Here is a 10769-nt window from a genome sequence, read left to right on the forward strand (position 1 = left end):
ATATGTATTAAACAATTATTTTAAATATTATGGGTATTAATTTAACAAATTTTTTAACCTCGAAATCAAAAAATACCAGAATGATGGATTTCCAGGACCTCGATCATATAGATGGCTTATCTATTTCAGCTCTAAGCGCAGATTTATACAAAACTAAAAGAGATGATTTAGTAATGTTTTACTTTAGAGATGGTGCAAATCATGCCTCTGTTTATACACAGTCAAAAATTATTTCAGAAAATATTAAATGGAATATAAATCAAAAATCAAAAAAAATTTATTCTCTTATTGTAAACACTAGAAATGCAAATGCTTTCACAGGCAAACAAGGTTACGAAAGTCTCGCAAAAATTGCTGATTTAACTTCTGAGCAATTATCAAAAAAACAAGTCGAAGATGAAGATTATCCAAAAAAAATTACTTCAAAAGAAATTATTTTTGGATGCACAGGTACAATAGGTGAGACCTTTCCATGTGAGAAGATAATAGATCAAATCCCAAACTTGATTAAAAAAATTAACTATACACAAAACAAATTTCTTTGGATGAAAGCAGCTTTAGGAATAATGACCACTGATACAAAACCAAAACTTGCGATGGAACAATGTAAAATTGGAGATAAAGAGGTAAAAATTTATGGTGTTGCCAAAGGTTCAGGTATGATATTTCCAAATATGGGAACCACCTTGGCATACATATTTACTGATGCCAACTTATCGAATGTTATATTAAGCAAATTATTAAAAAAAAATATTACAAATACATTTAATGCTATCTCATGTGATGGAGATACTAGCACAAATGACATGGTTAGTATTTTTGCAACAAATAAAGCAAACAATTCAAACATTAAAAGTATTAATGATATAAAACTAAAAAAATTCGACAAAGCATTAAACAATGTTTTGTTAAATTTAGCCAAAAGAGTAGTTTCTGATGGAGAAGGAGCATCAAAATTTGTCACTATAAATATTAATAAAAGCAAAAGTGAACAAGACGCAAAGACAATTGCTTTCTCAATAGCAAATTCAGCTTTGGTAAAAACAGCTATTGCGGGTGAAGATCCAAACTGGGGACGAATAATGATGGCAATAGGAAAAGCAGGACCAAAAATAAATTTAATTAAATTAGGTTTGAAATTTGGAAATTATCAAATAATTCAGGATGGAAAATTACATAAGAACTACGACGAAAAATTAGTAGCTGAATATATGAAAGGTGAAAATATAGATGTCACTATAGATTTGTTTACTGGTACTAAAAGCTTTACTGCTTTTACTATGGATTTTACAAAAAATTATATTGAGATTAATGCTGATTATAGAAGCTGAACATATTGAAATATAATTTTTGATAACTAATTCTATACTATGATTAAATACAAACTTTTATGTAACGACTGTGAATTAAAGTTTGATAGCTGGTTCTCATCTTCATCAGAATATGAAAAATTAAAAAAGAAAAAACTTTTAATCTGTCACAACTGTAATTCTGAAAAAGTTGAAAAAACATTAATGGCTCCTCAGCTAATAAGTAGAAAAGCTAAAAATGAAGAAAAATTTGGTACTCAGAAGTATAAAGAAATTAAGAAAACAATTAAAAATTATCAAAAGTTTATAAAAGATAATTTTAAGTATGTTGGAGATAATTTTGCATATGAAGCTAGATCTATTCACTACAATAGTAAGAAACCTACTAAAGGGATATATGGTAAAGCCTCTCAGAAAGACATTAAAGAGCTCAAAGAAGAGGGTATAGACACACATTTAATTCTTTGGGTTGATGAAAAAGAAAATTAGTTTTTCTTAAATTCAGCAATATAATTTACTGATAAATCTTTAGAAATATTCCATTCATCCTTCAGAATGTTAAAATTCATTCCATCTATTTTTTTGAGATTAAGATTGTTTTTGATAAGTATACTTTTTAATTCTTCAGGCTTAACAAACTTTTCCCATTCGTGGGTGCCAATAGGAAGCCATCTCAAAACATATTCTGCACCAACAATTGCAAATATATAAGATTTTAAGGTTTTATTTATAGTTGCAACAAACATTAATCCATTTTTTTTTAAAAGATTAGCACATGATTTTAAAAAAAAATCAACATCCTCAACATGTTCAACAATCTCCATGTTCAAAATTACATCAAATTTTTTTGTTGTTTTTAGTTTTTCAGGTGATGAGCATATATAGTTTATTTTAAGATTATTTTTTTTTGCATGTAAGTTTGCTATGGTAATATTTTTATTTGAAGCATCGATTGCTGTAACATTAGCTCCTAATCTACACATGGGCTCAGATAACAATCCACCACCACATCCAATATCAAGGACATTTATTCCAGAAAGAGGATGTTTTTTATTTTTAAGTTGAAATTCCTTAATTATATTTTCTTTTATATATTTTATTCTTATAGGATTAAATTTATGAAGAGGTTTAAATTTTCCTTCTGGATCCCACCATTCGGCTGCCATATTTGAAAATTTTTCTATTTCTTTTTTATTAATACTGTTCATAATATATAATTAGTTGACATAACAATTAAGATGTACTTTATCAATTTATAATTAAATTATATTAATTCAACTGATCATGAAAACCGTTGTACTAAAATTTGGTGGAACTTCTGTTGGTAGTATCGATAGGATAAAAAAAGTATGCAAAATTATAGCTGCTTATAAAAAGAAAAAAAATAGAGTTTTGGTGATTTCATCTGCAATGAGTGGAGTAACCAATGAGCTTGTAAAAAAATCGAAGCAAATTAGTAATAATTTTAGCAGATCTGAATATGATGCACTTGTATCCACTGGAGAACAAGTTTCATGTGCTTTAATTGCTGGAAGACTTACTCATGATGGTTTTAAGTCTAGGTCATGGGTTTCTTGGCAATTGCCAATAATTACTGATGGACCTTACTCTGGAGCAAGAATAAATAAGATAATTACAAAAGAATTAAATAATTATGTGAAAGAAGGTGGGATCCCAATTGTTACTGGTTTTCAAGGAATTAATAATGAAAATAGAATTACCACAATAGGAAGAAGTGGTTCTGATGCAACTGCAATAATGTTAGCAAAATTTATTAAAGCTGATGAATGTATTATTTATACAGATGTCGATGGTGTTTATACTACTGATCCAAGACAACATAAAAAAGCTAAGAAAATTAAAAAAATATTTTATGACGAAATGTTGGAAATGGCATCATTAGGATCAAAAGTGATGCAACCAACATCGGTTCAAGATGCAAAGCTAAATAATATTGATATTAAAGTTAAGTCGTCATTTGTTAGTAAACCAGGCACATTAATAACAGGCTCTAAAAAAGCGTTTAGCGATCAAATAATTACCGGGATATCTTCAACTAAAAATGATGCCAAGATCACAATTGTAGGAGTTAAAGATAGACCTGGTGTTGCTGCTTCAGTTTTTAGACCACTATCAAGAAATTTAATTAACGTTGATATGGTTGTACAAAATATTTCTCAAAATGGTAAAGATACTGACTTAACTTTTACAATTAAATCAGATGATCTAAAAAAGACTGAGAAATTAATTAAGCAAAATAAATCTATATCTTATAAAAAACTCTCTTTTGATACAAATCTTTCCAAAGTTTCTATAATTGGAGTTGGGATGATTACAACACCTGGAATTACTTACAGGATGTTTCAAGCTTTAGCTTCAAAAAAAATAAACATTTTAGTTATATCAACATCTGAAATTAAAATTTCAGTATTAGTTTCATCAAAAAATGTAAAAAAAGCAATAGCCGCTCTTCATAAAGAATTTAAATTAGACTAAACTTATGAATGTAAGACCATTTAGAAATATAAATCGAAAAAAAACTAAAGTAATTAACGTTGGTAATATTAAAGTTGGTGGTGACAATCCGATATCAGTTCAATCAATGACTAATACTTTGACCACAGATATTTCAGCTACTATAGAACAAATAAATAAAATTCATGAAGAGGGTGCTGACTTAGTTAGAGTTTCCTGTCCAGATGAAGACTCCTCAAAAGCCTTAAAAGAAATCACAAAAAATGTTCAAATACCAGTAATTGCAGACATTCATTTTCATTATAAAAGAGCCATAGAGGCTGCAGAAAATGGAGCAAAGTGTTTAAGAATAAATCCTGGAAATATTGGTGATAAAAATAAAATCTATGAGGTTTTAAGTGCAGCAAAAAATAATGATTGTTCAATTCGCATAGGAGTTAATGCAGGTTCTTTAGAAAAAGATATTCTAGAAAAATATAAAGAACCATGCCCAGAGGCATTAGTAGAGAGTGCAAAAAGAAACATTAAAATATTAGAGGATCAAGATTTTTTTAATTTCAAGATAAGTGTCAAGTCCTCTGATGTATTTTTGTCGATTGCAGCTTACAGGCAGCTTTCTGATGTTACTGATTATCCTCTTCATCTTGGAATAACTGAGGCTGGAAGTTTTGTATCAGGAAGTGTTAAGTCTTCAATAGGACTAGGTTCATTGCTATTAGATGGAATAGGTGACACCTTAAGAGTTTCTTTGTCAGATGATCCTGTAAAAGAGGTTAAGATTGGAAATGAAATCCTTAAATCTTTAGGATTACGAAATAGAGGAGTTAAAATAATCTCTTGCCCATCTTGTGCAAGACAAGCATTTCAAGTTATTGATACAGTTAAAATTTTAGAGGAAAAATTATCTCATATAAAAACTCCAATTACCCTATCTATAATTGGCTGTGTTGTGAACGGACCTGGTGAGGCTGCTTTAACTGATATTGGAATAACTGGAGGTGGAAAAGGTAACAACATGCTTTATTTATCTGGAGTACAAAGTGAAAAAATATTAACTAATGATATAGTTAATAAGGTCGTAGCAGAAGTTGAAAAAAAGGCCTCTGAATTAGAAAATTAATAATGATACCGACAAAGACAGTTGAAGAATTAATTACAAAACATTCTACACTAGAAAAAGACCTATCATCAGGAAATTTAGATAATAAAGTATTTGCTGAAAAGTCAAAAGAATATTCAGATGTTAATGAAATAATTTTAAATGCTAAAAAATATTTATCGTTTGAAAATGAAAAACAAGAACTAGAGAAAATATTAGAGGACAGCTCATCAGATAAAGAATTAAAAAATATGGCTGAGTTAGAACTTATTGATTTGAAATCTCAACATGAGATCAATGAAAAAAAATTAAAATTATTTCTATTACCAAAAGATGAGGCGGATAAAAAAAATGCAATAATAGAAATAAGAGCTGGAACTGGTGGATTAGAGGCAAGTTTATTTGCATCAGACCTTTTCAAAATGTATGAAAAAGTAAGTCACAAAAAAAAGTGGTCATTAGAACTTATTTCTATTTCAAGAAGTGATGCTGGGGGTTTAAAAGAGGTAATTGCATCTATTAAAGGTACAAATATATACTCAACATTAAAATATGAGAGTGGTGTACATAGAGTTCAAAGAGTTCCAGATACCGAAACACAAGGAAGAGTACATACATCTGCAGCCACCGTTGCTGTATTACCCGAAGCTGAAGAGGTAGATTTAAAAATAAACGACTCTGATTTAAGAATTGACGTATTCCGAGCAGGTGGTCCAGGTGGACAATCAGTTAACACAACAGATAGCGCTGTTAGAATAACTCATATACCCACTGGTTTATCAGTTTCTCAACAAGATGAAAAATCACAGCACAAAAATAAAGCAAAAGGAATGAAAATTTTAAGAGCAAGATTATATGAACTTGAAAGATCAAGAATCGATCAAGAAAGATCACAAGATAGAAAAACTAAAATTGGTACTGGAGATAGATCAGAAAGAATTAGAACTTATAATTTTCCACAAGGTAGAGTTACTGATCACAGAATAAATTTAACTTTGCACAAATTAGAAGAATTTCTTGAAGGTGAAGCTTTTGATGAAATGATAGAGTCACTTACACTGCAAGCACAAGAAGAAAGTTTAAGTAATTTAAAATAAATGAATATTCAATCAGCAATAACTCAAGGTGCTCAAATTTTAAAAGATAAATTTTTTTTAAATCCTTATTTGGATTCAGAAATTTTAATGTCAAAAGCAATTAATAAGGATAAAAAATACTTAATACTTAATTCTCAAGAAAAAATAGAAGAAATAAATTTAAATTTGTTCCAAAAACTAATTAATGAAAGGTCCAAAGGTAAGCCGGTATCGCATTTGACAAATAAAAAGTTATTTTGGAATTCAGAATTTTTTGTAACAGAGGATACTTTAATACCTCGTCCTGATACTGAGCTAATTGTAGAAAATATTTTAAATTTAACAAAAAATAAAAGTAAACTTAATATTTTAGATATTGGAATAGGATCTGGATGTATACTTTTGTCTATATTAAAAGAGAGAAAAAATTTTTATGGAACGGGAATAGATATAAGTAAAAATTGTTTAAAAATAGCTAATATGAATGCAACTAGTTTGAAAGTACATAATAGACTTAAATTATATAAATCTAATGTTGACAAATTTAGTTTGGGCAAATATGATTTGATAGTTTCTAATCCTCCTTATATTAAAAAGCATATTATAAAATATTTGGATAAAGGAGTTGCTAAGTTTGAACCAAAAATAGCACTAGATGGTGGATTAGATGGTTTGTCAGAAATCAGAAAAGTTATTAAAAAATCATCTGAGCTGATTAAAAAAAATGGTAAATTTATTTTAGAGATTGGTTTTGATCAAAAAAATAAAGTAATTAAATTATTAAATAAAGAGGGTTTTTATATAAATAGTGCTCTAAAAGATCTTGCTTATAATGATCGATGCATAATTTGCACAAAAATATAATTATTTAAATCATGGTAACATTTAGGAATAACAGTAATAACAACAATAGAAGAAATAATTTTAGAAGAAACGACAGAAATTTTAAATCTAATGGTGACAGGCAGAAATTTAGTTCAAATTTTTCTAATGGTGATAATTTCAAAAGAAAGTCTCCAGGCAGAAACAATCACAATGCACCAAAATTAATCGAAAAGTACAATGATTTAGCAAGAGAGGCTTTGTCAAATGGTGATAAAATTCTTTCTGAAAATTATCTTCAGCATGCTGATCATTTTACAAGAATACTAAATGAAAGAGAAAGCTTTAGAAAAGAGAGAAATTTAGAAGAGAAGTCTGATGAAAATGAAAAAGAAACAAATAAGCAATCAGAAAATGTTGATATTTCTGAAAAAAATTTAAAAGATAATTCTAACTTAGATATTCAAGCTGAAACACCAGCAGAGGCTAATTAATTAAACCTATTATCTTTTCAGATTTAAGAACATCTAGTTTAATTTTTTTTGTTTCAAATAATTTTCTTTCCTTACCTTTTAATATTTTACCTGAAGGAAGCTTTAACTTTTGAGAATTAACTTTTTTTCCATTTACAATTACTTCGTAATGCAAATGAGGTCCAGTAGATTTACCTGTGGAACCAACGTAACCTATTGTTTGACCTTGTTTTACTCTTACTCCTGCTTTAATACCACGAGCAAACTTTGACATGTGAGCATACACTGTTTGATAAGTTGAGTTATGTCTTATTTTTACACAGTTACCACCTCCACCACACCATCCAGCTTTTTTTACAACACCGTCACCAGATGCCATTATAGGTGTTCCTGTGGGTGCAGCAAAATCGGTACCTCTATGCATTTTATTGTATCCATCTATGGGATGTTTTCTCATACCAAAAGGAGACGAAAGTCTTGCTCCATTAATTGGAGTTTTCATTAAAGCTTTTTTAACACTCTTACCATTTTTATCATAATGACCTTCGCTTCCTTCTTTATCAAAATAATAAAGCCCATTATCTTGACCACTTAATTTTAAATTAGCGAAAAGTATTTCTCCTGTTTCAATGATTTCATTTTTATCATTGAGGAAAACTTCATACATTATTTGAAACTTATCTTGTTTTCTTATATCTCTTTGAAAGTCTACTTGAAATCCATATATCCTAGCAAATTCAATTATTATATTTGCTGGTATTTTTTCATCTGTTGCAGCTTTGTATAGACTTTGTAAAATTAAATTTTCTCTGTAAACTATTTTCTTATTTAATTTAATTGAAATAATTTCATCATTAAAGGTATTACCAGAATTGTCTCTTACTAAAAATATTTTTTGTTTATTTGATATTTGAAAAGTAAATTCACTTATTTGATTATTAGTTTTATCTAGGCTGAACTCAATAATTTGTCTGGTATTTAATTTATTAAGATTAACTTTTTTTTTTAAAGCTTTTTTTATTTCTAATATTTCTTTTTTTTGTACTAGATAATTCTCTAAAATTTTATCAAAGGTTTCACCAGATTTTATTTTATGTTTTATTTTTTTGTATTTTGGTTCAAGGTTTTCAACTATGTGTGTAAGTGTTTTTTTAAAGTAAATGTTATCAACAAAATTATTATAGATTTCAAAATTCTCTTTTTTTGTTGAATTAAAATAAGTAGTGATGATAGCAGTAAAAAGAATCAATAAAACTAAGCCAAAAATTTCTAAGTTTTTTTTTGTTTTACTTAATAGAATTTTTAACATTTTATATTTAAGCGAACACAATTATTAGTTTAGACAGTGTTAAAAATCAAAAAAAAGCCCTTAAAATGGCGTGTTTTTATTTAAATATTTATTCTTAAATGCTTGATTTCCATTATTTTTAGCCTATAAGCACTGAACTTTCTCAATAAAATTATTGTTAATACAATAAATTAGTGAGGATTATTGAGCTTTTTTAGCTCAATTAGCTATTTTAAAAGTTAAAATTTAAGAAGAGAAGTGTGGACGGTTAAGGTTACCAAAAATTTGTCGTACACACTTCAATCACATATAAATTTTATTCTTAGAATTTATATGGAAGCTAGTGTGCGCCGTTTTTAAACTTGAGAGTTTGATCATGGCTCAGAACGTACGCTGGCGGCACGCCTAACACATGCAAGTCGAACGAAGTAGCAATACTTAGTGGCAGACGGGTGAGTAACATGTGGGTATCTACCCTTTGGCCTGGAATAACACGAGGAAACTTGTGCTAATACCGGATAAGTCTTTACGGAGAAAGCTTTATGCACCATTGGATGAGCCTGCACTTGATTAGTTTGTTGGTGGGGTAATGGCCTACCAAGACTGTGATCAATAGCTGATTTGAGAGGATGATCAGCCACATTGGGACTGAGACACGGCCCAAACTCCTACGGGAGGCAGCAGTGGGGAATCTTGCACAATGGAGGAAACTCTGATGCAGCGATGCCGCGTGAGTGAAGAAGGCCTTTGGGTTGTAAAGCTCTTTCGTCGGGGAAGAAAATGACTGTACCCGAATAAGAAGGTCCGGCTAACTTCGTGCCAGCAGCCGCGGTAATACGAAGGGACCTAGCGTAGTTCGGAATTACTGGGCTTAAAGAGTTCGTAGGTGGTTGAAAAAGTTAGTGGTGAAATCCCAGAGCTTAACTCTGGAACTGCCATTAAAACTTTTCAGCTAGAGTATGATAGAGGAAAGCAGAATTTCTAGTGTAGAGGTGAAATTCGTAGATATTAGAAAGAATACCAATTGCGAAGGCAGCTTTCTGGATCATTACTGACACTGAGGAACGAAAGCATGGGTAGCGAAGAGGATTAGATACCCTCGTAGTCCATGCCGTAAACGATGTGTGTTAGACGTTGGAAATTTATTTTCAGTGTCGCAGCGAAAGCGATAAACACACCGCCTGGGGAGTACGACCGCAAGGTTAAAACTCAAATGAATTGACGGGGACCCGCACAAGTAGTGGAGCATGTGGTTTAATTCGAAGATACGCGCAGAACCTTACCAACACTTGACATGTTCGTCGCGACTCTAAGAGATTAGAGTTTTCGGTTCGGCCGGACGAAACACAGGTGCTGCATGGCTGTCGTCAGCTCGTGTCGTGAGATGTTGGGTTAAGTCCCGCAACGAGCGCAACCCTCACTTTTAGTTGCCATCATTAAGTTGGGCACTCTGAAAGAACTGCCAGTGATAAGCTGGAGGAAGGTGGGGATGACGTCAAGTCCTCATGGCCCTTACGTGTTGGGCTACACACGTGCTACAATGGTATCTACAACAGGAAGCAAGACTGCGAGGTCAAGCAAATCCTTAAAAGATACCTCAGTTCGGATTGCACTCTGCAACTCGAGTGCATGAAGCTGGAATTACTAGTAATCGTGGATCAGCGTGCCACGGTGAATGCGTTCCCGGGTCTTGTACACACCGCCCGTCACACCATGGGAGTTGGTTCTACCTTAAGGCAAGGTTTAAAACCCTTGACCACGGTATAGTCAGCGACTGGGGTGAAGTCGTAACAAGGTAGCCGTAGGGGAACCTGCGGCTGGATTACCTCCTTTCTAAGGATGAATGAAAGTAAAATTTCATTCTAAATAATATACAGGTAATGTTGACCGTCCTCATTTCTCTTCTTAAAGTAGTGTTTCTCTTTGCATAGGGGCCGGTAGCTCAGTTGGTTAGAGCACACCCTTGATAAGGGTGGGGTCGAAAGTTCGAGTCTTTCTCGGCCCACCAATTTAAGATCATGGGGGATTAGCTCAGCTGGGAGAGCGCCTGATTTGCATTCAGGAGGTCAGCGGTTCGATCCCGCTATCCTCCACCAAAACACTTAGCTATAAAAAATCGTAAAAAAATTAATAATTAATATCAATATCTATATCCGAACATTAGTAATGTTATTAGCTAATGTTCAAAATAAAAATTTGATTCAACACAGAATTTTTTTCTGTGCA

9 protein-coding genes, 2 tRNA genes and 1 rRNA gene are annotated in these 10769 nt (G+C 31.2%); 10 read left to right on the forward strand and 2 right to left on the reverse strand.

Annotation, left to right across the window (positions count from 1 at the left end):
* Positions 1–29: 29 nt before the first annotated feature.
* Both argJ and VP90_RS05835 read left to right on the forward strand, forming a co-directional pair.
* Positions 30–1331, forward strand: coding sequence for a bifunctional glutamate N-acetyltransferase/amino-acid acetyltransferase ArgJ (gene argJ, locus VP90_RS05830; protein WP_425321970.1), 1302 nt, complete (start codon positions 30–32; stop codon positions 1329–1331).
* A gap of 39 nt (positions 1332–1370) precedes the next feature.
* A complete protein-coding gene (locus tag VP90_RS05835; RefSeq protein WP_262590184.1) occupies positions 1371–1799 on the forward strand; it encodes a DUF1178 family protein in 429 nt (142 codons plus the stop codon).
* On the opposite strand, the gene ubiG is transcribed toward VP90_RS05835, so the two are convergent.
* On the reverse strand, positions 1796–2518 hold the full coding sequence (ubiG, locus tag VP90_RS05840; RefSeq protein ID WP_262590185.1) for a bifunctional 2-polyprenyl-6-hydroxyphenol methylase/3-demethylubiquinol 3-O-methyltransferase UbiG: 723 nt from the start codon (positions 2516–2518) through the stop codon (positions 1796–1798). The genes VP90_RS05835 and ubiG overlap by 4 nt on opposite strands.
* A 76-nt stretch (positions 2519–2594) precedes the next feature.
* On the opposite strand from ubiG, the gene VP90_RS05845 reads away from it, so the two are divergent.
* From VP90_RS05845 to VP90_RS05865, 5 genes are read left to right on the forward strand one after another with little or no spacing between them, the layout of a single operon-like run.
* The gene (locus VP90_RS05845; protein WP_262590186.1) at positions 2595–3806 is read left to right on the forward strand and encodes an aspartate kinase; all 1212 of its coding nucleotides are present in this window, start codon (positions 2595–2597) and stop codon (positions 3804–3806) included.
* A 4-nt stretch (positions 3807–3810) separates the two neighbouring features.
* Positions 3811–4905: a flavodoxin-dependent (E)-4-hydroxy-3-methylbut-2-enyl-diphosphate synthase gene (gene ispG, locus VP90_RS05850; protein WP_262590187.1), complete on the forward strand. Its 1095-nt coding sequence runs from the start codon at positions 3811–3813 to the stop codon at positions 4903–4905.
* Between the two features lie 2 nt (positions 4906–4907).
* On the forward strand, positions 4908–5981 hold the full coding sequence (prfA, locus tag VP90_RS05855; protein WP_262590188.1) for a peptide chain release factor 1: 1074 nt from the start codon (positions 4908–4910) through the stop codon (positions 5979–5981).
* Complete coding sequence (gene prmC / locus VP90_RS05860) at positions 5982–6824, forward strand: peptide chain release factor N(5)-glutamine methyltransferase (RefSeq protein WP_262590189.1); 843 nt, start codon at positions 5982–5984, stop codon at positions 6822–6824.
* Between the two features lie 11 nt (positions 6825–6835).
* Positions 6836–7276: a DUF4167 domain-containing protein gene (locus VP90_RS05865; RefSeq protein WP_262590190.1), complete on the forward strand. Its 441-nt coding sequence runs from the start codon at positions 6836–6838 to the stop codon at positions 7274–7276.
* On the opposite strand, the gene VP90_RS05870 is transcribed toward VP90_RS05865, so the two are convergent.
* Complete coding sequence (locus VP90_RS05870) at positions 7269–8564, reverse strand: M23 family metallopeptidase (protein WP_262590191.1); 1296 nt, start codon at positions 8562–8564, stop codon at positions 7269–7271. The two genes, VP90_RS05865 and VP90_RS05870, sit on opposite strands and share 8 nt — an antisense overlap.
* Before the next feature lie 337 nt (positions 8565–8901).
* Here VP90_RS05870 and VP90_RS05875 point away from each other — a divergent pair.
* The 3 genes from VP90_RS05875 to VP90_RS05885 all read left to right on the forward strand — a co-directional run bounded on the left by VP90_RS05875 (position 8902) and on the right by VP90_RS05885 (position 10639).
* Positions 8902–10376 (forward strand): 16S ribosomal RNA (locus VP90_RS05875).
* 98 nt (positions 10377–10474) lie between these two features.
* Positions 10475–10551, forward strand: a tRNA-Ile gene (locus tag VP90_RS05880).
* Positions 10552–10563: 12 nt separating this feature from the next.
* Positions 10564–10639: transfer RNA gene (locus VP90_RS05885), tRNA-Ala, on the forward strand.
* Positions 10640–10769 lie beyond the last annotated feature (130 nt).

It is taken from the genome of Candidatus Pelagibacter ubique HIMB140 (assembly GCF_025558165.1).
Taxonomy (GTDB): domain Bacteria; phylum Pseudomonadota; class Alphaproteobacteria; order Pelagibacterales; family Pelagibacteraceae; genus Pelagibacter; species Pelagibacter ubique_T.

Coding starts and splice junctions, on each gene's coding strand:
- argJ (WP_425321970.1), top strand. CDS start 30: ATGGGTATTAATTTAACAAATTTTTTAACCTCGAAATCAAAAAATACC.
- VP90_RS05835 (WP_262590184.1), top strand. CDS start 1,371: ATGATTAAATACAAACTTTTATGTAACGACTGTGAATTAAAGTTTGAT.
- ubiG (WP_262590185.1), bottom strand. CDS start 2,518: ATGAACAGTATTAATAAAAAAGAAATAGAAAAATTTTCAAATATGGCA.
- VP90_RS05845 (WP_262590186.1), top strand. CDS start 2,595: ATGAAAACCGTTGTACTAAAATTTGGTGGAACTTCTGTTGGTAGTATC.
- ispG (WP_262590187.1), top strand. CDS start 3,811: ATGAATGTAAGACCATTTAGAAATATAAATCGAAAAAAAACTAAAGTA.
- prfA (WP_262590188.1), top strand. CDS start 4,908: ATGATACCGACAAAGACAGTTGAAGAATTAATTACAAAACATTCTACA.
- prmC (WP_262590189.1), top strand. CDS start 5,982: ATGAATATTCAATCAGCAATAACTCAAGGTGCTCAAATTTTAAAAGAT.
- VP90_RS05865 (WP_262590190.1), top strand. CDS start 6,836: ATGGTAACATTTAGGAATAACAGTAATAACAACAATAGAAGAAATAAT.
- VP90_RS05870 (WP_262590191.1), bottom strand. CDS start 8,564: ATGTTAAAAATTCTATTAAGTAAAACAAAAAAAAACTTAGAAATTTTT.